Genomic DNA, 21,658 nt, shown 5'->3' with positions numbered 1-21,658 from the left:
TTTAAATCCTTGGATTCCTAACAGGTTTTATCATTTCAATATCGTACCCCGAAAAATCTTTAATATACGTGGCTATAGTGGTTCCATAGCCATCCATAACATCTATCTTTCCATAGGTTCGCAAATACTGTTTCACGTTGCCAGGTCCAGCCAAATGAGCCGCTGCCAAGATTCCTGACTCCGTAATTTCGGTGCCCTTAATATATTTACCCACAAACCTTTTGATATCTTTTCGAAGAATCCATTTATTACGAGCGATGTTTACTTCAAAAACTTTCTCCTGTAATTCAGGATTATCAAGAAAATGTTGACCATCATAAACACCTACCAGGGCAAGTGTATTGATACCAAACTGGTATTTTCCCATATATCCGAAAGAATTTACGGCTGAGTATTTTCCTTGCGACTCCTTAAAAGCCAAAGCCTCCTTAAAGCCAACATATCTAGTACCTAAAAAGGGTGGTTGCGCGTTCAATTTATCAAAAAAAGCTTCGTCCTGAGGGAACAAAAACGGTGAAGATTCTTTTACTTTAAGAGCTTTTGGTACTTCAACCTTGTAAAGGCTGAACCCATAACTGGATAAAATAAAAATCACGATAAGAGGACAAGAAAATAATATCCATCTCTTCATACTGTGTTTTTCTTAAGACTTACGATACTATAAAAGTTTCTGCTTAAATTTCTCAGGACAAAGGTACATATGTTAAAAAGGCAAACTGGGAAGGATTTGTTAAAAATATCCTTTTTTAGTTAACATGTCTTAAAATCCCGATTATAGCTTATCTGTTGATTTTCTGTGAGTTAATCCATCGGATGTACTGTACCTTATTACGGTTGTGTTGCGCCATATCCTCTGCAAACATGTGGTAACCAAAATTTTCAACATTGGCGACCATATAGTAATAATCATGTATTTCAGGATTTAGGACGGCTTCCACCGCGCTAATATCGGGCATGGTTATAGGTCCAGGAGGCACTCCTCCCCGCTTATAAGTATTATACGGGGAATCCATTTCCAAATCCTTGTATAATACCCTTCTTATTATAGTATCATAATTTCCAGTTTCCTTTTTTATGGCGTAAATGACCGTAGGGTCCGCTTGTAATAACATCCCTTTTTTCAGTCGATTCAGATAAAGCCCGGCAACCTTAGGCCGTTCATCTACTTTGGCCGTTTCCTTATGCACAATGGAAGCAAGAGCAACAACTTCATTAGGGGTCATTCCTTGCGCTTTTGCCTTAGTGATTCTATCCTCGTTCCAAAATCTCCCATACTCCTTAAACATTCGGTCCCTAAATTCCTCAGCAGAGGTATTCCAAAAAAACTCGTAACTATTGGGTATAAACATTGCAAGTTTATTGTCTTCATTAAAACCGTTACGCTTTAGGTATTCACTATCCCGAAATGCAGATAATAGCGAAATACTGTCGGCCTCTATCTGCTCAGAAATCCTACCTGCCAAACTTTCTACCGTTTCCTGATTATTAAAGGAAACCTTAACAGGTATATTATTCACCCTTAGGTTATTAATAATCTCATTGTTGTTCATTCCGCTGGAAATCATATACTTACCCCCTCTTATATTTCCTGCATACCCTTTTCTTTCCGCCGCAAGCTGAAACGATTCAACATTATTTAAAAGAGGTGTTATCTGTTCCTTGACATCGGCAAAGGAATCTTCCGAACCAATATATAAAAATGCTTCTTGGTTGTTGAAATTTGTATTGGGCGTAAAAAATGTGCTATAAACCAAATAGGCAAATACTCCTCCTACAACCAAACCCAGAAGTAGAATTGCCAACAGAATCTTTTTGATATACATTACTTATTTATCTTTTGAAATAACAATTCATTTTTATACCTACCTTCATTAAAGATCCAATCCTTTTTGGTTCCAACAAGTTCAAATCCTAATTTTTTGAATAAATGAAGACTTCTTTCGTTTCCTTCCAGAATATTGGCATATAACTGTCTTAATTGCAAGGTGCTAAAGGCATATTGACAAAGAATCTGCAAAGATTCCGTACCCGCACCACTGTTCCTATTACCCTCTTCATTAATAATAATACCAATTCCAGCCCTTCTATTTTTTGGGTCAAAATCGAAAAGATCGACCAAGCCAATGGCCTCATCATCTTGGGTGCAAATAACCAAACGCAATTGTTTTACATCGTAAATATCCCTATGGGCATTATCTAGATAAAGTGTGAGTACATCCCTAGAATAAGGTGTTATGGTTCCACTAATCTCCCATACGGAAGGGTTGTTTTCCAAAGCGAACAGAAAATCCAAGTCCTCCTTTTCAAGAGCCCTTAGTTTTATTATTTTACCTTGTAAACTTACCACGTTATTTCACCTTTAAAAACTTGTTTTGCCTCTCCTATTAAGTATATTTCTGTATAAACTCCATTTTTAAAATCAAAATCGACTTTTAGCTTGCCACCTTCTGCATTTATGTGCGCATAATTTCCTTTAACCTTTCCCAAATCGTGCATGGCAAGTGCTACAGCCGTTACGCCTGTACCACAAGAAAGCGTTTCGTCCTCTACCCCACGTTCGTAAGTCCTAACATTAAAGGTATCTGACGATTCTTGCTCTACAAAATTAATATTGCAACCAGACGCTCCATAAATACCATATCTTAGTTTGGAACCCTCTTTAACAACATTAAAAGTATCAAGTTCATTGACTAATTGAACGTGATGCGGAGAACCTGTATTGAGAAATGTTGCATTGGGTTTTTTATTCAATTTGTAAACCTCCTGCATTTTAAGGCTTACAACGTCGTTATTGACTGTAGCGGAATGTGGACCGTCAACCGCTATAAAGTTGGTCCTTTCACCAATAATTCCTAAGAAATTGGCGAATGCTACTATGCATCTACCTCCATTACCGCACATACTGCCCTCTTTCCCATCAGAGTTAAAGTAGACCATTCTAAAATCATAAGTGTCGTCTCTTTCTAATAAAATCAAGCCATCCGCACCAATTCCGAACTTTCTATCACATAAAAGGGCAACCAACTTAACGTCCATCTGCGGGAAGAAATTCTCTCGATTATCAATCATGATAAAATCGTTCCCGGTACCCTGATATTTATAAAATGTCGCGACCATGTTATGAATTAAAAAACAAAGATAGGATTAATTGGAGGCATCAGCGCAGTTAAAAAGTCGTTAAACCACTACCATAAAAAATGAAATGATGTAATTTTACGGTTAAAAGGTTAAAATAGATTAGATTATGAGAAGAATAGGAGGACTTTTACTTGTTTCCATTTTTGCAGGTGTTATAACTTTGGGGGCATATAAGTATTTCTTTGAAGCACCTAAATACGCTATTGTATCTTCGAATGAAGAGCAACCTTTATTTAATACGAGTTATACTCCAACGACCGCAAGAGGAGCCGGAATTAACGAGGTTGATTTTACAAATGCAGCGGAAAGAACCGTCAATTCCGTTGTTCATGTTAAAAACCTGACCCTGAGTACAAGAAGAAGTAGCGTATTCGATTTTTTCTATGGTTCTGGCGGTACCGTTACACCTCAGGTGGGAACGGGATCTGGAGTAATTATTTCACAGGACGGTTATATCGTTACAAACAATCACGTTATTGATAATGCTACCCAACTTCAAGTTACTTTGAACAACAATCAAACTTATGAAGCAGAGCTCGTAGGCACAGACCCCAACTCGGACATTGCACTTATCAAAATTGATACGGAAGACAAATTACCATATTTAGCTTTTGGTGATTCGGACAATACTAAAATTGGAGAATGGGTATTGGCCGTTGGAAACCCTTTTAACCTAACGTCTACGGTAACCGCGGGTATTGTAAGTGCTAAAGCGCGTAGTCTAGAAACGCGTTCCAATCAATCCTTCTTACAGACTGACGCTGCTGTGAATCCGGGAAATTCCGGGGGTGCTTTAGTAAACACCAATGGGGACTTAATTGGTATCAATACGGCCATCTCTTCACAAACAGGTTCTTATGTGGGATACTCCTTTGCCGTTCCAAGTAATATTGCTAAAAAGGTAGTTAATGATATTTTGGAATATGGAAACGTAAGAAAAGCTTTTATGGGAATTAGTCCAGCTCCCGTAAATACCAGGGACGCCGTTGAAAGGGGTATTAATAATATTGACGGCGTTTATATCGAATATATTGAAGACGAGTCAGGTGCTTCCGATGCCGGATTGGAACTGGGAGATATCATTAAAAAAATTGATCAAATTGAAATACATAAATATCCAGACCTTACCGGTTATTTGGGAACCAAAAGACCCAATGATACCATTAATGTTACGGTTGAACGAGATGAAGAGTTTTTAACCCTGCCGGTTATCTTAAAAGAGAGACAGCAGCTAATTGTCCCAGCTATGGGCATGGAGGTAAAAAACCTTACAAAAGATGACCAAAAGCGATTTAAAACAAAATCCGGTGTAAAAATAACAGGAGTGCCTGAAAGATATCGAGGTTATGGTCTAGAAGGAAAAGTAATCGTTAAAGTAGATGATAAGGAAATTGAGGATATATCGGATGCAGACACTGCCTTTGGTGCTATATCCAGATATGGAAAAACCATAATTACCATGTTGAACGAAAAGGGTGAAAGAGAGCGCTTAATATTTCAATAGAAAGAATTATACAATTTGATGAAGCATCCGCAAAACCGGATGCTTCTTTTTTTATTTAGTGTTACAATAGTTTACAAAAATCATACTTTTGAAGTGATTTATAACAACAATCTAAACTATGTCTCGCAAAATCTCATTTGAAAAAGAATTGGCATTTCAGGCCGATAGAAGAAAAGCAACAACGGAGTTTATTAAGATAATTAGTGACTTATGGTATGATAAGTCCATTGAAATCGTTCTTTTTAAGAACCCGCTGATAGATCGAAATGTCAGTGATATCATTCAATTACATGAATACGCAGGTGAATTTGTTCAAAAACCTATTTCAATTTTCGATTCCGTTGAAATCTTAAGGGCCATAAATGATTTAAAACTACCTCCCGCCAAATTGGATATTGGTAAACTTACCTATGAATACCATACCGACAATAACAACTTCAATAACGTTAAGGCATTTGTAATTGACAAACTTAAAACCGCCACTGAATATGAAAGTATTAAACCCAAAGACGTAATACTTTACGGTTTTGGCAGAATTGGACGTTTATTGGCTCGGGAACTTATGTCCAAAACCGGAAAGGGGACACAGATGCGCTTGCGGGCTATCGTGGTACGAGGAGAATTAAATAAGGAAATATTGGAAAAGAGGGCGAGTTTACTACGTACAGATTCCGTCCATGGCAACTTTACAGGTACGGTGGCCGTAAACGACGAAGAAAAAACTTTATTGATTAATGGCACAACCGTTCAGATAATAAGTACAGATAACCCTGAGAACGTTGATTATACTCAGTACCAAATTTCAAATGCGCTTGTTATTGATAATTCGGGGGCATTCAGAGACCAGGCACAATTGTCAAGGCATTTAAAGGCTAAAGGAGTTTCTAAAGTATTATTGACTGCTCCTGGTAAGGAAGTTCCTAACATTGTACACGGCGTAAACCATTTGGATTATGATCCAGATAATACCCATATATTTTCTGCAGCGTCCTGTACGACCAATGCCATTACACCTATTCTAAAGGTAATCGAGGATTCTGTTGGTATAAAAAAGGGACACTTGGAAACTATTCACGCGTACACAAATGATCAAAACCTAGTAGATAATATGCATGCTAAATATAGACGAGGCAGAGCGGCAAACCTAAATATGGTGATTACAGAAACCGGAGCCGGACAAGCAGTATCCAAGGCCTTGCCTTCGCTTAAGGGCAAGTTAACTTCAAATGCCATTAGGGTTCCTGTTCCTAATGGTTCATTGGCTATCCTAAACCTAGACATTAAAAACAAGACCTCCAGAGATGGCATAAATACTATTATAAAAAAATATGCTTTGGAAGGTGATTTAGTGGAACAAATTAAATATAGCCTTAGTAAAGAATTGGTATCATCGGACATTGTGGGCTCAGTAGCACCTTCGGTCTATGATAGCGAAGCAACTATTGTCTCTGAAAATGGCAAAAATTTGGTTTTATATATATGGTACGACAATGAATACGGATATTCTCAACAAGTCGTTCGATTGGCCAAATATATTTCTAAAGTTAGAAGATACACCTATTATTAATTTTTTTAGTACAAAAACATCCTCATCGACGGTTTTTACGTACCTTTTATTTAAAGACTAAGGTTTAATCCAATTTTTTTCTTAATTGATATTAATCAATTACTTTAGTCCTCTCTAAATCAAATTTTAACGGTAATTTAAATACGAATGAAATTTTCAAGGTTACTATTTTTACTGGCACTCCTACTAACTGCCGGTTTTACTTATGCGCAAGAATCTGAAGATGAGGAAACACCTTCTTTAGATAATGGTCCGATCAGCAGCCAATTTGACTATGTTTCCAAAAAGTCCGGTAATTACCGTGCTGACGGAGTACGATATGAAGTTGTCAAGGAAGCTAATCTTTATAAACTTAGAAAAAATGTCCTGGATTCTGTAGCTGCATTTAATAAAAGAGCGGCAGAGTTGAATTCCACCATCTCAGAGCACGAAACTACTATTAGTTCACTTAATAAAAAGCTGGAAGAAACTACAACTAACTTGGCGTCCGTTACGGAAGAAAAAGATAGTATGTCATTTCTGGGCATCTCTGTTTCCAAAGCCACTTACAATGTGATATTATGGACTATTATCGCCGGCTTGCTCATTCTATTATTGGCATTCATCTACAAGTTTAGAAATAGCAATATCTTAACTCAAGAGGCAAAACAAAACTTGGCGGAACTTGAAGTTGAGTATGAGGATCATCGTAGAAAAGCACTGGAACGTGAGCAAAAAATAAGTAGAAAATTACAGGATGAGCTTAATAAACAAAAGAAAGCCAAATAAATACAAAAGCTCCTACCAAGGAGCTTTTTTTAAATGAATGTTTACCGTTAGAAAAGCTATATCGTCCGATTTAGAAGCGTTGCTACCATTATTTGATCAATACAGGGTATTTTATGGACAAACTTCAGACGAAAAAAAAGGCAGGAATTTTCTTAAGGAACGGTTTGACAATCAAGAATCTATAATTCTAATTGCTGCCAAAGAGAATTTATTTGTGGGGTTTACCCAATTGTTTTTTTCGTTTTCCTCAGTATCCTTGGAGCCTACTTTAATCTTAAATGACTTGTACGTTAATCCAGACTATAGACAGCAAGGGGTCGGTGCACTACTTTTGAAAAGTGCCCAAGAATATTGCAGAACTAACAAATACAAAGGTTTGGCCTTGGAAACGGCGATAGACAATCCGGCCCAAAGACTATATGAACGTTTGGGATGGGAAAAGGATTCTCATTGTTTTCATTACTTTTGGCTCGCTCAATAATGTATCATACTAAATACAATGCGAATTGATATTATTACCGTATTGCCCGAATTATTGAAGAGTCCGTTTGAAGCCTCAATTTTGAAGAGGGCCATAGATAAAGGATTGGTCGATGTATATTTCCATAACCTTAGGGACTATACGGACAATAGTTACAAGCAAGTTGATGATTACCAATTTGGAGGAGGAGCCGGAATGGTGATGATGATAGAGCCCATAGACAAATGCATCACCGAGCTAAAGTCCCAAAGAAACTATGACGAGGTCATTTATATGACACCGGATGGCAAAACACTGAACCAAAAAATTTCGAACGGTCTTTCCCTTTTGGACAATATTATTATTCTATGTGGACATTATAAAGGTGTGGACCAAAGGGTTAGAGACCTGTTTATTACCAAAGAAATCTCGATAGGTGATTATGTTCTCTCGGGGGGAGAACTCGGTGCAGCGGTCCTTTGTGATACTATAATAAGACTTTTACCAGGAGTGCTTAATAATGAGACTTCTGCACTAACCGATAGTTTTCAGGATGGGCTTCTGGCCCCTCCTGTTTATACGAGACCAGCGGAATATAAAGGATTAAAAGTTCCAGAAGTTCTTTTGAGCGGAAATTTTGGCAAAATAGAACAATGGAGGGAAGAAAAGGCGCAGGAAAGAACAGAACAATTAAGGCCAGACCTATTACCCTAAGTTTTTGGGCAAAATAAAACCCTAAAATATTTGTAGATAATATTTTTAGAATTATTTTTGCACCCTGTTAAATCAACCTCTGACGATAATCGTGAAAGTTGTTTTAGTTTAATTCCTATATTAAATTTAAAAATGGAATCATTAATAAAGTTTGTTCAGGACGAGTTTGTAACGAAAAAAGAATTCCCTAAGTTTTCTGCCGGTGATACAATCACTGTTTACTATGAAATTAAGGAAGGCGAAAAAACACGTACACAGTTCTTTAAAGGAATAGTAATCCAACGTAGAGGGACCGGTGCAACGGAAACATTTACGATTCGTAAAATGTCGGGAACAGTTGGTGTTGAGCGGATTTTCCCAGTCAATCTTCCTGCACTTCAAAAAATAGAGGTTAATAAGAAAGGTAAAGTACGTAGATCACGAATTTACTATTTTAGAGAATTAACCGGTAAGAAAGCCAGAATTAAAGAGGTAAGATCTTAAGGTCAACCTCAAATTATATATACAAGAACACCGATTTATAGTCGGTGTTTTTTTATGAACAAATGTTAAAAACATAAGTTCATAATTTGTTCATTACTAAATAATTACAAAATTTAAGTTTGTATTCTTTTTTTTCTTATATTGTAGTATGATTAAGGAAGTATGCTGAGGTAAATAGTAAAACTTCCATTCATTATAAAGTTTACGTTCTTTATATTGTGGCTTAATTGTTCTTTAATATTTTCTAGGGAAGTATTTAATACAATGAGCATTGATTCGTAAAGGCTGTCGCCATTATGGTTAATGTGGGCACAAATCTTATTGACTACCACAGTTAATAATTTAGAATGCTAAGGCAACAAGAACGAAATGTAGAGTAAATGCTCGGTTATAGAATTGAGATTAAAACACATTTCAAACGTTGATATAGTGACGCAGAAGCAATCAAGGGTTGCAGTTTTAATTAAGTTTAGAACAACATGTCTGTAAGCTATTTCTAAAAAGCCATATCAAGGTATTCGTACATTGATATGGCTTTTATTATTTCATATATCTTTACTTTAAGCCTCAAATATTAAGGCGCTTCCACTCATTTTAGGCTAGATAAAATCGTATATTTGCACCGCTTTAATTTAAATAAAAACCAATGTCCAAGATTTTTTATACCAAAACAGATGAAGCACCAGCTCTTGCCACAGCTTCATTTTTACCTATCGTCAAAGCTTTTACAAAACCTTCTGGAGTAGAAATCGAGACCAAGGATATTTCTTTGGCCGCAAGAATTGCCGCTGTTTTTCCTGAATTCTTATCCGATGATCAAAAAGTACCAAATGATTTGGACATACTGGGAGCATTGGCCAAGGAACCAGAGGCGAATATTATAAAATTACCTAATATTAGTGCTTCTATTCCCCAGTTGAAAGAAGCGATTGAAGAATTACGTTCCAAAGGATATAACTTACCTAAATATCCAGATGACCCCAAGACGGATGAAGAAAAAGAGATTAAGGCAAAATATGATAAAATAAAAGGAAGTGCCGTAAATCCCGTGCTCAGGGAAGGAAATTCGGACCGTCGTGCTCCTAGAGCCGTTAAAAATTATGCCAAAAAGAATCCACATACCATGGGTGCTTGGTCGGCCGATTCAAAAACACACGTAGCCACTATGTCCCATGGTGATTTTAAATCCAATGAGAAATCACTAACAATTCCCTCGGCAACGGATGTACAGATTGTTCTAAACTCCGATAGTGGAGATAAGAAAGTTTTAAAGGAAAAACTATCCTTACAAGACGGTGAGATTATAGATGCCACCGTTATGAGCAAAAAAGCATTGTTAGCCTTTTTGAAAGAGCAAGTGCAAGACGCCAAGGAAAAAGGAGTCCTATTTTCCGTGCATTTAAAGGCGACAATGATGAAAGTTTCGGATCCTATTATTTTTGGACACGTAGTGGAGACCGTTCTAAAACCTGTTTTTGAAAAAAATGAGGCTACCTTTGAAAAAATAGGAGTTAACCCTAATGATGGTCTAGAGGTACTGTATAATAAATTAGAAAAATTACCCGCTGAAGAAAAAGCTGAAATTGAAAGCCAAATCGCTACCGAACTCAAAAAAGGTCCGTCTTTGGCCATGGTAAATTCAGATAAAGGAATTACCAACCTTCACGTACCCAGTGATATCATCATAGATGCATCCATGCCTGCAATGATTCGCAATTCTGGGCAAATGTGGAACGCACAAGGTAAATCTCAAGATACAAAAGCCGTTATTCCGGATAGTAGTTATGCAGGTATTTATTCTGCTACTATAGATTTTTGCAAAGAACATGGTGCATTTGACCCAACTACCATGGGAACTGTTCCCAATGTTGGTTTAATGGCACAAAAAGCGGAGGAATATGGGTCGCATGACAAAACTTTCGAAATAAAGCACGCAGGGACTGTTCAAGTTATAGATTTAAATTCCGGAAATGTTCTATTGGAACATGAGGTCGAAGAAGGCGATATTTGGAGAATGTGCCAAGTGAAGGACGCTCCAATCGAAGATTGGATTAAGCTAGCCGTTTCTAGGGCTAGAGCAACTGGCGACCCAGCAATTTTTTGGTTGGATGAAAATAGAGCTCATGATAGAGAACTTATAAAGAAAGTGGACCAATACCTACCACAACAGGATACGAATGGTTTGGATATCCAAATTATGTCCCCTGAAAAAGCAACAGAATACACCTTAAAGCGTATTAAAGCAGGAAAAGATACCATTTCAGTTTCCGGAAACGTCCTAAGGGATTACTTGACGGATTTGTTTCCAATTCTCGAAGTAGGTACAAGTGCTAAAATGTTATCCATTGTTCCTTTAATGAATGGAGGCGGATTATTTGAAACAGGTGCAGGTGGATCCGCGCCTAAACATGTAGAGCAATTCTTGGAAGAAGGACATCTAAGATGGGATTCCTTAGGGGAGTTCTTGGCCCTTGGTGTGTCTTTGGAGTTTTATGGTGAAAAAAATAATAACCCAAAGGCTAAGATTTTGGGTGATGCACTGGACGCCGCTACAGAGAAATTTTTATTAAACGATAAATCACCATCTAGGAAAGTTAAAGAACTGGATACCAGGGGAAGTCATTTTTACTTGGCAAAGTATTGGGCGGAAGCCTTATCCAACCAAGAAAAAGATGCTGAGTTAAAATCAATTTTCACAAAAATATATGCTCAGATTCAGGAAAAAGAAGATCAAATCCTGAATGAGCTAATGGATGCTCAGGGCCATCCACAAGATGTGGGCGGTTATTACAAGCCAAATACAAACCTGGAATCCATTGCCATGCGCCCAAGTGATGCATTCAATAGAATTTTAGAATCAATATAAGATGTACGTTTATATTTTATTAAAGCCCCGGAGATGGGGCTTTTTTAGTTTAAAATATCGTTAACCTTTAATTACTTACGGTATTTCTCATTATTTTTAAAAAAAAATTCAAATGAAAAAGCCGCTCTGGCTATTTCCTATCCTCTGGCTTTGTTTTTCATTAGTCGCTTCTGCACAAGAGAAATATACACTAAGCGGCATAATCAAAGAAGGTTCAAGCAATGAAACTCTAATCGGGGTTACCATTGCATTTCCAAGTTTAGGGAGTGGAGTTACTACCAATGAATATGGATTTTATTCCATAACACTTCCTGAAGGGGAATATCAAGTTATTGTAAGTTATTTGGGGTTTCGTGATATTGTTCAAAATATTACACTTGATAAGGACACGAAACTAGATTTTCAACTTGCGGAAGAAGCTGAGCAACTGGATGAAGTGGTCGTAACAGATGATTCAGAAAGGTTGGATATTAGAAAGCCGCAAATGAGCGTTAACACGCTTTCCGTAGCGACCATAAAAAAGATACCTGTTATTTTAGGGGAAGCAGATGTCATCAAGTCCATTTTGCTATTACCAGGGGTTACCAATGCTGGCGAAGGTGCATCAGGTTTTAATGTTAGGGGTGGTGCCGCAGACCAAAATCTTATTCTTTTAGATGAAGCCATAATTTTCAATTCCTCGCACCTTTTTGGATTCTTTTCCGTTTTCAATCCAGATGCCATCAAGGATATAAAACTTTACAAGGGCGGTATACCGGCCCGTTATGGTGGACGGGTCTCATCGGTACTGGATATATTTCAGAAAGAAGGAAATAGTAAGGAATTTAAAATGAACGGTGGCATTGGAGCGGTCGCCAGTAGATTATTGGTAGAAGGTCCAATAAAGAAAGATAGGGCTGCCTTTTTGATTGGAGGCCGTGCCTCCTACGCCCACTTATTTTTACCATTATTCGATGTTGATAATACGGCCTATTTTTATGACTTAAATACCAAAATCAATTACAAAATCAATGAAAATAATAACGTCTTCCTTTCAGGTTATTTTGGACGGGATGTCTTTGGGATTAGTGAAAGTTTTGTAAACACCTATGGAAATGCTGTTGGAAACTTCAGATGGAACCATCTTTTCTCGGATAAGCTCTTTTCAAACCTTTCCTTGATTTATTCTGATTACTACTATGGCTTAAAACTAGACTTTGTAGGATTCAATTGGAATTCGGGCATTCGTAATTTCAACCTTAAATATGATTTCAAACACTATCTGAGCGATAAATTTCAGTTGAACTACGGAGTAAATAATATTTATTATCAGTTCAATCCAGGCAAAATAGAACCTAGTAACGATGAATCCGGAATCTTAGAAGATCAATTGACCCAAAAATACGCAAATGAATTTGCGGCTTATGTTGATGTAGAACATAAAATCACGAACAGTCTCAGCCTTGGTTATGGTCTTAGGTTCAGTCAGTTCGTGCGTTTGGGTCAAGATGAGGTTTTCACATACGCTAATGATAATCCGGTCGTTTTTGACCCATTTTTGTTAATTTATCAGGAAGCAGAACCTACAGGGAGATCAACCCCAGGACGTAAAGGAAGACTCGCGACATTCAATAATTTGGAACCAAGGGCATCCTTATCCTATACGTTGAATGAAAAAAGCTCCATAAAGGCGAGTTATACCCGTTTGGCACAATACTTACATCTGCTTTCCAACACAAGTTCCCCTACCCCATTGGATGTTTGGACTCCAAGTGGACCTTTTGTAAAACCTCAATTATTAGATCAATATGCCTTAGGGTATTTTAGGAATATAAATGAGGGGGATTATGTTATTGAAAGCGAGGTTTTTTATAAGGAGGTACAAAATAGAATTGATTACATCGACGGAGCCAACCTTATAGCCAACGACGCCATAGAGCAGGTAATTCTCAATGGACAAGCTAGGGCCTATGGTCTGGAATTATTACTACGTAAGAATGAGGGGGATTTTCAGGGTTGGTTGGCCTATACCCTTTCAAAATCGGAACAGCGAACACCAGGTAGAAATCTCGATTTCGATAATGGGCGCAGTAATTTAGAAACCGGTATAAATAACGGTAACTGGTACAACACTCCCTATGATAAGACTCATGATATCTCCCTTTTCCTGAACTATAATTTGAATGAAAAATGGAGCTTCAGCAGTAATTTTGTGTACCAAACAGGACAACCAACAAATTACCCCATTGGGCAATTTGAATTTCAAGACTTATCCATTCCCTATTACGAACTCAGAAATAAGCAACGATTACCGGCTTATAACCGATTGGATATCTCCGCTACACTAACTCCACGAAAAAACAAGGATAGAAAAATAAAGGGAGAATGGATATTTAGTATCTATAACGTTTATAATAGAAGAAATGCTGCTTCTATTAATTTTAGAAGGAACGATGATACCGGTGCAAATGAAGCGGTAAGAACCTCCATTTTTGGTATTGTCCCGGCCGTTACTTATAACTTTAAACTATAGGGCATGAAAAGAATTATAATTATTTTTTTAGTCTTAATATCGTTTATCTCTTGTGAGGATGTCATTGAAGTAGAAACCCCAGGAGAACCTCCAAGATTAGTTGTAGATGGCATTGTACGAATAGATACTACGGAGGCGTTTACTACGGCCAGAATCAAAATCAGTACAAGTAGCTCTTTCTTTGATGAAAACACTCCAGTTTCAGCTGACTTGGTAAGAATTCAAAATGTGTTATATGAGCCGGAATTTGTTGGGGAAGGTAATTTTATTAATTTGGCAGAGGTAGAACCTGGTATTTACGAAGGATCGAAAAGGACACGTTTTTTTACCGAAGGTCGTTTAGATTTATACATCAACTACAACGACGAACGATTCTACGCCGCCACCAATTTTGTTCCATCTGTACCTATAGATACCTTACGACAAGGAACCGAGACCTTATTTTCAGAGGATGAAACAGAAATTGTCGTATCGTTTAAGGATAACGGGGAGAGAAATGATTTTTACATTTTTGATTTCGGTTTTAATGAATTCCTAGTTACGGAGGATGAATTTTATCAAGGACAAACTTTTGAGTTCTCCTACTTCTATGAGGACGGTCTAGAAGCTGGCACGGAACTGAACATTAGCTTATTGGGTGCCGACGAAGGTTTCTATAATTATATGAATCAAGTGATTGTACAGTCGGGAGGTGATCAAGGTCCCTTCCAGACCCCTGCGGCTACCGTTCGTGGAAATGTATTTAATGTTACCGGATTGGACAATATTGAAGTACTTGATAATGTGGAACGTTCTGACAATTTCGCCTTAGGTTATTTTGCCGTAGTACAGGAATATAAAGGTAATATTACAATTGAATGAGAACTGATAAGGAAATGATGATCAAGGGTATTAAAAAGTTGGCCTTGACCGTATTATTAATGTTTTTAGCCCCTATAGTCATTTGGCAGGCATTTAAAAATGAAGATCACCCTTTCTATTGGCCAGTACTTATTATTGGCCTTTTTCTAGCTATTTATGCTGTTTATATGGGCTTTAAAGGCATACACACTATTGTTGATGCACTTTTTGGTGGTAAAGTTAAAAGATAGACCCAAGAAATTAATTACCCGATTTATTGTTTCTAGGGGGTTTCTTCCACTTATTATACAAGGTATTATAATCGTAATCCAACACCGTTTCTTGTCTTTGTAATTGACCTGCGGCAAAAGCTCTTTGTAGAATATCCTCAATTAGATAATCTTCCTCAATTTGATCGGGGTGAAATTCTTCCTTTATACTTATTTTAAAAAATTTAGCTGTAGTATTATACCAAAAAGCCCTCCACCCATTCCTCAACTCTTTCACTAAATCGAATGCCGTAGTGCCGGTTTGTCGATATATAAGTTTGACCAAAATTTGGCCTTCGGTACGTGTTAGTTTTTTCAATTCTTCGGAGAATTCTTCCTCAATATACTTTTGGACTTTGCGAGTATACTTTCTTCGCTTCCTGTTTTTTGTGATTTTGGTAAGGCTGTCATTCAACTCAACAAGCCTTTCTGCAGCCAATTTGGCATAGGGATACACCTTATGCGTTTTTCTCCTCAATATATAATAGCGAAGTTTCTCGTCATAGGAATTGAATTTAAGTTTTCCAAAGACGTAGGCTTCCTCTAAGGAAATGGAACTTTGAACGATGGAATCGCCAGAAATGATTATCATTTTTTCGGAAATCGAATCCAGCTCCTGTTCCGCCACCTGTCCCATAGTTCTTACCATAGAAAAAAGGAAGATAAACGACAAACAACTATATTTCCACATACTATACTTCGTACAAAAGCCCTGCCAAAATTAACGATAATTGGTAAAGCTTATTATTAAAAACAAGTGAATATTGCTAAGTTTGTAGTTAAATAAATAATACATGGCGAACAAAAAAATTATCTCTAAAAAATCATTGGATTTTTTTGAAAAATATCTCAATAATGCCGCTCCCACTGGTTATGAATGGGAAGGTCAAAAACTTTGGATGGAATATCTAAAACCGTATGTGGATACATTTATTACGGACACTTACGGAACTGCCGTTGGTGTTATAAATCCCGATGCAAAGTATAAAGTAGTCATAGAAGGACATTCTGATGAAATTTCTTGGTATGTTAATTACATTACAGACAATGGATTGATTTATGTAATTCGCAATGGCGGTAGTGATCATCAAATCGCAACCTCTAAATGGGTGGACATCCATACAAAAAAAGGAATCGTAAAAGGTGTTTTTGGATGGCCGGCCATACATACCCGAAAATCGGACGGTAAGGAAGAGCAGGCTCCAAAATTGGACAATATCTGTATTGATATAGGTGCAAAAGATAAAGAGGAGGTGGAGAAAATGGGCGTCCACGTAGGTTGCGTAATAACGTACCCAGATACTTTCCAAGTTCTAAATGGTGATAAATTTGTATGCAGGGCCATAGACAACCGTGCCGGAGGTTTCATGGTAGCGGAAGTGGCAAGACTTTTACATGAAAACAAGAAGAAATTACCTTTTGGACTGTACATTACGAACTCAGTTCAAGAAGAAATTGGTTTACGTGGGGCGGAAATGATTACGCAAACGATTAAACCAAATATAGCCATTGTCACAGATGTGTGCCATGATACCACAACTCCTATGATCGAGAAAAAGACGCAAGGTCATACAGAAATAGGAGCTGGACCCGTAATCTCATATGCGCCCGCCGTACAGAATAAATTAAGGGAACGAATTATTGAAACTGCTGAAGCCAAAAAAATACCTTTTCAACGTATGGCTTCATCAAGAATGACTGGTACTGATACAGACGCTTTTGCCTACAGTAACGGTGGAGTAGCCTCCGCACTTATTTCACTCCCGTTGAGATACATGCACACTACGGTAGAAATGGTGCACAAGAATGATGTCGAAAATGTGATTCGATTAATTTATGAAACACTATTGAATATAGAGGAAGGTGAAACTTTCAGTTATTTTGATTAATACTTAAAACCCGCCATAAGGCGGGTTTTTTTTAGATGGACGAACTTGTTGATATTTTAGATGCCCAGGGTAATTCCAAGGGAATTTCTCTCATGAAATCAGAGGCCCATAGGATGGGATGGTTCCATCCTACGGTCCACGTTTGGTTCTATACTAAAAATAATCAAGTGTTAATCCAGCAAAGAGGTAAAGACAAAAACACCTTCCCCTTACTTTGGGATGTTTCAGTCGCCGGTCATGTCGGAGCAGGTGAATTAATTGAAATTTCAGCGCTGCGTGAAGTACAAGAAGAAATTGGCCTAGAAATAAGACTAATCGACTTATACAAGATTGGTGTCTTTAAATCGATACAAAAACACTCCAAAAATTTGATTGATTGTGAGTTCCATCATACATACATCTGTGAGCTGAAGGTTCCGTTCAACTCCTTAAAAAAGCAAGAAACTGAAGTAGAGTCATTGGCCTTGATTCCAATAAATCAATTTAAAAAGGAGTTGTTTGAATTGAATATCCAAGGAAAATATGTGCCTCACAAAAAGACATACTACCAAACAATTATAACCGCACTGGAAAAAGTTCTTATAAAGAGTCAATAAATTTCTGGGTCTCCTCCAAACCATAGGTTTGTTGTTCCCCGCTCTTCATGTTTTTCACTATAAATGAACTGTTACCTAGTTCCTCCTCCCCAAGTAGAACCACATAGGGCACATTTCTATTATTGGCGTATTTAAACTGCTTGTTTAGTTTGGCATCCGAAGGATACAGATCGGCCTTAATACCTTGCTTTCTTAATACTGTGGTCAATTTTAAAGCTGCCAAACCTTCCTTGGGACCAAAATTTAAAAACAAGACATCCAAGGATCGGTCAATCGCTTCGGGGAATAGCTCGAGTTCCTCCAACACCAGATATATTCGGTCAAGACCAAAGGAAATACCCACTCCACTGACATCTTTTAGACCAAATATACCCGTTAAATCATCGTATCTACCTCCGCCACCAATAGATCCCATGGATACACCTTCCGGCGCAGCCACTTCAAAAATGGCTCCTGTATAATAATTTAATCCACGGGCCAAAGTTACATCAATGACCAACTTGGCAGATTGTAATCCTAAGCTGGTGATAGTTTCCATAATAAACCGAAGCTCTGAAATACCTTTACTCCCTTCCTCGGAATCTTTAAGTAACTCCTCCAATCTTTCTAATTGGTCCGCATTACTGCCGCTTAAATTGAATAAAGGCGATGCCTTTGCTATGGCGTGCTCGGAAATACCCTTGGAAAGCATTTCTTTTTTTACGCCTTCTTCACCAATCTTGTCCAACTTGTCCAGTGCCACGGTAAAATCTATCAATACGTCCTTTGCACCTATAACTTCCGCAATACCTGCCAAAATTTTTCTATTGTTCAGTTTTATGGTAACCCCATCAAGCTTTAAATCCGTAAAGACGGTATCATATAATTGTATGAGCTCTACCTCTTGTAATAATGAATCTGAACCAACTACATCCGCATCACATTGATAAAATTCCCTAAATCGTCCTTTTTGAGGTCTATCCGCGCGCCACACCGGCTGTATCTGATAGCGCTTAAAAGGGAAGTCCAATTCGTTCTGATGCATGACTACATATCGGGCAAAAGGTACCGTTAAATCGTACCGAAGCGCCTTCTCGGAAATACTAGAAGTGATTTTATTGGAATCTTTTGAATTATATAGGTTATCATCGACCTTTCTCAAAAAGTCGCCCGAATTCAATATCTTAAAAATCAATCGGTCTCCCTCATCCCCATACTTACCCATTAAGGTATCCGAATTTTCAAACGAAGGGGTCTCTATAGGCTGAAAACCAAAAGTTTGAAAATGCTTCTTCACAATATCAAAAATGTAGTTTCGCTTAACGACCTCCGAGGGTGTAAAGTCTCTAGTCCCCTTGGGTATGGATGGTTTTTGTGCCATTTTATGTAAATTGGTTTGCAGATATCCCGATAAATTGAACCGAGATACCCTAAAGTGGGACAAATATCGTGTTATCCAATAACTTTATCAAACCATCGAAACAATTCTCCCTTTGTGATGACTGCTCCTTGTTTGATCAATTCAAATTTATCATGATTAGGGTCATCCGTGTAAGCTTTGGAAGCCGTCATATAGTCTACGAAATCCGATTGCCAGTTTTTCTTGAACCAATCAAAACCAACCTTTGTGGTTAAGTCGATTTCTGGATTAAGTACTTTTACCGCTATCAATTTCATTTCTTTTTCGGTCAAATGGAATAAATGCATTTGATGGGAAGAAATATTCTCGAGAAAGGAGACCTTGGTCAATACACCTTCCCAAACCAAATCACTAAAAACATCCAATTCTTCCTCTGCAACTTCGGGTTTGTTTTGCTTTAATTCATCCCATTCCTCTTTATCTATAGACTGTGTCGCCAAAAAATTGATGAATTCCGGATGTAGTTCCTCCAGTTGTTCCTTTGTAAGTCTTGTATACTTCACAAGTAGCTATTTTGTGCTATATCAGCAATAAACAAATAAGCCCTTCAGTTTCCTGAAAGGCTTAAACATATATTTATAATCAGTTTAATTCTGCTCTGCTACAACCTCAAACGGAAAGTCTACAACCACATCTCTGTGAAGTCTGATCTGCGCATTATAAGGTCCGGTTCTTTTTACGGAACCTCCTTGGATGCTAATAAACTTCTTCTCGATAGTATGACCTTCTTTTGCGATTGCATCCGCCAAATCACCGTTGGTAACCGAACCGAATAATTTATCCGCCGTACCGGTCTTTGCAGTAATTTTCAATTCCAGTGCCTTTAGGGCATCTGCAGTTTTATTGGCAGCGTCCACAACTTTTTTCTCTTTGTGGGCTCTTTGCTTTAAGTTTTCGGCCAAAACCTTTTTAGCCGATGAAGTTGCCATGGTCGCTAAGCCTTGAGGAATAAGGTAATTTCTACCATATCCGTTCTTAACACTTACCAAGTCATCTTTAAAACCTAAATTCTCTACGTCTTCCTTTAATATAAGCTCCATGATTCTTTTCTTTTATTTTAATAAATCACCAACATATGGCATTAATGCCAAATGACGAGCTCTCTTCACCGCTTGGGCTACTTTTCTTTGATACTTAAGGGAAGTCCCTGTAAGTCTTCTTGGTAATAACTTACCTTGCTCGTTCACCAATTTCATTAAGAAGTCAGCATCTTTATAATCCACATATTTAATACCGGATTTTTTAAATCTACAATACTTCTTTTTGGTGTTTGTTTCGATGTTTAACGGGGTAAGATATCTAATCTCCCCATCCTTTTTACCTTTTGCCTGTTGTTGTAATGTTGCCATAGTACTTAAGCTTTAGCGGTTTTGTTTCTTGTTCTTCTCTTTTCTGCCCACGCAATTGCATGTTTGTCCAATTTAACAGTCAAAAATCGCATAACGCGTTCATCTCTCCTAAACTCCTGCTCGTAAGGCAATACTACCTCACCAGTGTTAGTGAATTCGAACAAGTGGTAAAAGCCACTTTTTTTGTTTTGGATGGGATACGCCAATTTCTTTAGGCCCCAATTTTCTTTGGCCACCATTTTGGCGCCATTGTTAATTAAGAAATCCTCAAATTTCTTAACTGTTTCCTCTATCTGAACATCAGATAGAACGGGATTCAAAATGAAAACAGTTTCGTAATGGTTCATATTATATTTTGTTTTAAGGAGTGCAAAAATAGCCATTATTTTAAAATAATTATAAGAAATGCAGAAATTCTTCGTTATAGCTAGGAAGAATTAATTAAAAACGTATAAACCAAATCTTAATAACCTATGATCATTGCCATCTATACAATAAGAAAAGCATTGTTTACATCTTTTGTTGCAGTTGAACGTGTTTTTTCGGTAATTTGTCGATGATTTAACCCCACAAATCAGCCCTTATGAAGTTAAGAAGTATTATCGTTGACGATTCGTCCATGCAAAGGATGGCGGTCGCCAAGTTGGTAAACAACCACCCGAACCTAGCTATGGTGGCAGAGTACAGCAATGCCATCGAAGCTAAAAATGGAATCAAGAACAACGAAATCGATTTGATTTTTCTCGATGTTGAGATGCCAATCATTACAGGATTCGACCTACTTGAATCCCTAGATAACAGTCCTCAGGTAATATTGATTACCGGTAAACCGGACTATGCCTTAAAAGCTTTTGACTATGATGTAACGGATTACTTACATAAACCGATTACTATGGCACGTTTCGATGCCTCGGTTAAGAGAGCTGTCGCCAAATACGAGCAAATGCATAGGGTTACGGAAGACGAAGAGCATATCTTTGTAAAGAGTAACTTAAAGAAGAGAAAGGTCATCCTAAACGATATTAAGTGGATAGAGGCCTTGGGAGATTACATTAAATTGGTAACCGATGAAGCCAATATCGTAATTTTATCAACAATGAAATCTTTCGAAAAGCAATTACCGGAAGAGAAATTCCTAAGAATACATAAGTCTTATATCGTAAACTTGGAGAAAGTTGAAAAATTCAACAGTAAAAACGTAGAAGTTAGCGGACGTTCTATTCCTTTGAGTAGAAATAAGAAAACAGAATTGGCCGAAGCCCTAAGTAATGTTTAGGCTGCCTATGAAATAATCTTACTTTAAC

At 37.5% G+C, this 21,658-nt stretch carries 23 protein-coding genes; 13 read left to right on the top strand and 10 right to left on the bottom strand.

Annotation, left to right across the window (positions count from 1 at the left end):
* Position 1 precedes the first annotated feature (1 nt).
* The 4 genes from PP182_RS12710 to dapF all read right to left on the bottom strand — a co-directional run bounded on the left by PP182_RS12710 (position 2) and on the right by dapF (position 3,117).
* Complete coding sequence (locus PP182_RS12710; RefSeq protein WP_272651634.1) at positions 2–631, bottom strand: hypothetical protein; 630 nt, start codon at positions 629–631, stop codon at positions 2–4.
* Between the two features lie 148 nt (positions 632–779).
* Positions 780–1,823 (bottom strand): endolytic transglycosylase MltG, encoded by a 1,044-nt coding sequence (gene mltG, locus PP182_RS12705; RefSeq protein WP_272651633.1) that lies wholly within the window; start codon positions 1,821–1,823, stop codon positions 780–782.
* Positions 1,823–2,347, bottom strand: a complete 525-nt coding sequence (locus PP182_RS12700; protein ID WP_272651632.1) for a GNAT family N-acetyltransferase — start codon at positions 2,345–2,347, stop codon at positions 1,823–1,825. Before PP182_RS12700 ends, mltG begins: the two co-directional genes overlap by 1 nt.
* Entirely contained in the window at positions 2,341–3,117 is a 777-nt protein-coding gene (gene dapF / locus PP182_RS12695) for a diaminopimelate epimerase (protein WP_272651631.1), read from the bottom strand. Before dapF ends, PP182_RS12700 begins: the two co-directional genes overlap by 7 nt.
* Positions 3,118–3,244: 127 nt before the next feature.
* On the opposite strand from dapF, the gene PP182_RS12690 reads away from it, so the two are divergent.
* From PP182_RS12690 to PP182_RS12645, 10 genes are all read left to right on the top strand, one after another.
* The gene (locus PP182_RS12690; RefSeq protein ID WP_272651630.1) at positions 3,245–4,642 is read left to right on the top strand and encodes a S1C family serine protease; all 1,398 of its coding nucleotides are present in this window, start codon (positions 3,245–3,247) and stop codon (positions 4,640–4,642) included.
* A 118-nt stretch (positions 4,643–4,760) separates the two neighbouring features.
* Positions 4,761–6,209, top strand: coding sequence for a glyceraldehyde-3-phosphate dehydrogenase (locus PP182_RS12685; protein WP_272651629.1), 1,449 nt, complete (start codon positions 4,761–4,763; stop codon positions 6,207–6,209).
* 147 nt (positions 6,210–6,356) lie between these two features.
* The gene (locus tag PP182_RS12680) at positions 6,357–6,977 is read left to right on the top strand and encodes a tRNA (guanine-N1)-methyltransferase (protein ID WP_272651628.1); all 621 of its coding nucleotides are present in this window, start codon (positions 6,357–6,359) and stop codon (positions 6,975–6,977) included.
* A 37-nt stretch (positions 6,978–7,014) separates the two neighbouring features.
* Positions 7,015–7,458 carry a GNAT family N-acetyltransferase gene (locus PP182_RS12675; RefSeq protein WP_272651627.1) on the top strand — a complete coding sequence of 148 codons (444 nt, stop codon included), beginning with the start codon at positions 7,015–7,017 and terminating at the stop codon, positions 7,456–7,458.
* An 18-nt stretch (positions 7,459–7,476) separates the two neighbouring features.
* Positions 7,477–8,151 carry a tRNA (guanosine(37)-N1)-methyltransferase TrmD gene (trmD, locus tag PP182_RS12670; protein ID WP_272651626.1) on the top strand — a complete coding sequence of 225 codons (675 nt, stop codon included), beginning with the start codon at positions 7,477–7,479 and terminating at the stop codon, positions 8,149–8,151.
* A gap of 132 nt (positions 8,152–8,283) precedes the next feature.
* Positions 8,284–8,634 (top strand): 50S ribosomal protein L19, encoded by a 351-nt coding sequence (rplS, locus tag PP182_RS12665; RefSeq protein WP_272651625.1) that lies wholly within the window; start codon positions 8,284–8,286, stop codon positions 8,632–8,634.
* 646 nt (positions 8,635–9,280) lie between these two features.
* On the top strand, positions 9,281–11,500 hold the full coding sequence (locus PP182_RS12660) for an NADP-dependent isocitrate dehydrogenase (protein WP_272651624.1): 2,220 nt from the start codon (positions 9,281–9,283) through the stop codon (positions 11,498–11,500).
* A gap of 112 nt (positions 11,501–11,612) precedes the next feature.
* Entirely contained in the window at positions 11,613–14,012 is a 2,400-nt protein-coding gene (locus PP182_RS12655; protein WP_272651623.1) for a TonB-dependent receptor, read from the top strand.
* A gap of 3 nt (positions 14,013–14,015) precedes the next feature.
* The gene (locus PP182_RS12650; RefSeq protein WP_272651622.1) at positions 14,016–14,873 is read left to right on the top strand and encodes a DUF4249 family protein; all 858 of its coding nucleotides are present in this window, start codon (positions 14,016–14,018) and stop codon (positions 14,871–14,873) included.
* Positions 14,870–15,103 carry a DUF6095 family protein gene (locus tag PP182_RS12645; protein ID WP_272651621.1) on the top strand — a complete coding sequence of 78 codons (234 nt, stop codon included), beginning with the start codon at positions 14,870–14,872 and terminating at the stop codon, positions 15,101–15,103. The genes PP182_RS12650 and PP182_RS12645 overlap by 4 nt, the downstream gene beginning before the upstream one ends.
* 10 nt (positions 15,104–15,113) lie before the next feature.
* On the opposite strand, the gene PP182_RS12640 is transcribed toward PP182_RS12645, so the two are convergent.
* Positions 15,114–15,770, bottom strand: coding sequence for a DUF4294 domain-containing protein (locus tag PP182_RS12640; protein WP_272651620.1), 657 nt, complete (start codon positions 15,768–15,770; stop codon positions 15,114–15,116).
* 145 nt (positions 15,771–15,915) lie between these two features.
* On the opposite strand from PP182_RS12640, the gene PP182_RS12635 reads away from it, so the two are divergent.
* Complete coding sequence (locus PP182_RS12635) at positions 15,916–17,010, top strand: M42 family metallopeptidase (protein ID WP_272651619.1); 1,095 nt, start codon at positions 15,916–15,918, stop codon at positions 17,008–17,010.
* A 35-nt stretch (positions 17,011–17,045) separates the two neighbouring features.
* Entirely contained in the window at positions 17,046–17,606 is a 561-nt protein-coding gene (locus PP182_RS12630) for an NUDIX hydrolase (protein WP_272651618.1), read from the top strand.
* Here the strand turns inward: PP182_RS12630 and hisS are convergent.
* From hisS to rpsF, 5 genes are all read right to left on the bottom strand, one after another.
* On the bottom strand, positions 17,590–18,966 hold the full coding sequence (hisS, locus tag PP182_RS12625; protein ID WP_272651617.1) for a histidine--tRNA ligase: 1,377 nt from the start codon (positions 18,964–18,966) through the stop codon (positions 17,590–17,592). The genes PP182_RS12630 and hisS overlap by 17 nt on opposite strands.
* 71 nt (positions 18,967–19,037) lie before the next feature.
* Positions 19,038–19,508: a DUF6495 family protein gene (locus tag PP182_RS12620; protein WP_272651616.1), complete on the bottom strand. Its 471-nt coding sequence runs from the start codon at positions 19,506–19,508 to the stop codon at positions 19,038–19,040.
* Positions 19,509–19,592: 84 nt separating this feature from the next.
* On the bottom strand, positions 19,593–20,045 hold the full coding sequence (gene rplI / locus PP182_RS12615; RefSeq protein ID WP_272651615.1) for a 50S ribosomal protein L9: 453 nt from the start codon (positions 20,043–20,045) through the stop codon (positions 19,593–19,595).
* Between the two features lie 12 nt (positions 20,046–20,057).
* Complete coding sequence (rpsR, locus tag PP182_RS12610; protein ID WP_138258923.1) at positions 20,058–20,354, bottom strand: 30S ribosomal protein S18; 297 nt, start codon at positions 20,352–20,354, stop codon at positions 20,058–20,060.
* A gap of 5 nt (positions 20,355–20,359) precedes the next feature.
* On the bottom strand, positions 20,360–20,701 hold the full coding sequence (rpsF, locus tag PP182_RS12605; RefSeq protein ID WP_272651614.1) for a 30S ribosomal protein S6: 342 nt from the start codon (positions 20,699–20,701) through the stop codon (positions 20,360–20,362).
* 236 nt (positions 20,702–20,937) lie between these two features.
* On the opposite strand from rpsF, the gene PP182_RS12600 reads away from it, so the two are divergent.
* On the top strand, positions 20,938–21,630 hold the full coding sequence (locus PP182_RS12600; RefSeq protein ID WP_272651613.1) for a LytR/AlgR family response regulator transcription factor: 693 nt from the start codon (positions 20,938–20,940) through the stop codon (positions 21,628–21,630).
* The last annotated feature ends 28 nt before the right edge of the window (positions 21,631–21,658 follow it).

It is taken from the genome of Maribacter sp. PR1 (assembly GCF_028464145.1).
In the GTDB taxonomy this organism is placed as follows: domain Bacteria; phylum Bacteroidota; class Bacteroidia; order Flavobacteriales; family Flavobacteriaceae; genus Maribacter.
Note: the sequence above shows the minus strand (reverse complement) of the source record. Positions and strands in the feature narration are given on the sequence as shown.

What these genes read in the sequence shown, in the direction of transcription:
- PP182_RS12680 (WP_272651628.1), top strand. Translation starts at nt 6,357, where the DNA reads ATGAAATTTTCAAGGTTACTATTTTTACTGGCACTCCTACTAACTGCC.
- PP182_RS12660 (WP_272651624.1), top strand. Translation starts at nt 9,281, where the DNA reads ATGTCCAAGATTTTTTATACCAAAACAGATGAAGCACCAGCTCTTGCC.
- rpsF (WP_272651614.1), bottom strand. Translation starts at nt 20,701, where the DNA reads ATGAACCATTACGAAACTGTTTTCATTTTGAATCCCGTTCTATCTGAT.
- PP182_RS12645 (WP_272651621.1), top strand. Translation starts at nt 14,870, where the DNA reads ATGAGAACTGATAAGGAAATGATGATCAAGGGTATTAAAAAGTTGGCC.
- rplS (WP_272651625.1), top strand. Translation starts at nt 8,284, where the DNA reads ATGGAATCATTAATAAAGTTTGTTCAGGACGAGTTTGTAACGAAAAAA.
- dapF (WP_272651631.1), bottom strand. Translation starts at nt 3,117, where the DNA reads ATGGTCGCGACATTTTATAAATATCAGGGTACCGGGAACGATTTTATC.
- PP182_RS12630 (WP_272651618.1), top strand. Translation starts at nt 17,046, where the DNA reads ATGGACGAACTTGTTGATATTTTAGATGCCCAGGGTAATTCCAAGGGA.
- PP182_RS12685 (WP_272651629.1), top strand. Translation starts at nt 4,761, where the DNA reads ATGTCTCGCAAAATCTCATTTGAAAAAGAATTGGCATTTCAGGCCGAT.
- rplI (WP_272651615.1), bottom strand. Translation starts at nt 20,045, where the DNA reads ATGGAGCTTATATTAAAGGAAGACGTAGAGAATTTAGGTTTTAAAGAT.
- trmD (WP_272651626.1), top strand. Translation starts at nt 7,477, where the DNA reads ATGCGAATTGATATTATTACCGTATTGCCCGAATTATTGAAGAGTCCG.
- hisS (WP_272651617.1), bottom strand. Translation starts at nt 18,966, where the DNA reads ATGGCACAAAAACCATCCATACCCAAGGGGACTAGAGACTTTACACCC.
- PP182_RS12710 (WP_272651634.1), bottom strand. Translation starts at nt 631, where the DNA reads ATGAAGAGATGGATATTATTTTCTTGTCCTCTTATCGTGATTTTTATT.
- PP182_RS12690 (WP_272651630.1), top strand. Translation starts at nt 3,245, where the DNA reads ATGAGAAGAATAGGAGGACTTTTACTTGTTTCCATTTTTGCAGGTGTT.
- PP182_RS12675 (WP_272651627.1), top strand. Translation starts at nt 7,015, where the DNA reads ATGTTTACCGTTAGAAAAGCTATATCGTCCGATTTAGAAGCGTTGCTA.
- mltG (WP_272651633.1), bottom strand. Translation starts at nt 1,823, where the DNA reads ATGTATATCAAAAAGATTCTGTTGGCAATTCTACTTCTGGGTTTGGTT.
- PP182_RS12635 (WP_272651619.1), top strand. Translation starts at nt 15,916, where the DNA reads ATGGCGAACAAAAAAATTATCTCTAAAAAATCATTGGATTTTTTTGAA.
- PP182_RS12640 (WP_272651620.1), bottom strand. Translation starts at nt 15,770, where the DNA reads ATGGTAAGAACTATGGGACAGGTGGCGGAACAGGAGCTGGATTCGATT.
- PP182_RS12650 (WP_272651622.1), top strand. Translation starts at nt 14,016, where the DNA reads ATGAAAAGAATTATAATTATTTTTTTAGTCTTAATATCGTTTATCTCT.
- rpsR (WP_138258923.1), bottom strand. Translation starts at nt 20,354, where the DNA reads ATGGCAACATTACAACAACAGGCAAAAGGTAAAAAGGATGGGGAGATT.
- PP182_RS12655 (WP_272651623.1), top strand. Translation starts at nt 11,613, where the DNA reads ATGAAAAAGCCGCTCTGGCTATTTCCTATCCTCTGGCTTTGTTTTTCA.
- PP182_RS12600 (WP_272651613.1), top strand. Translation starts at nt 20,938, where the DNA reads ATGAAGTTAAGAAGTATTATCGTTGACGATTCGTCCATGCAAAGGATG.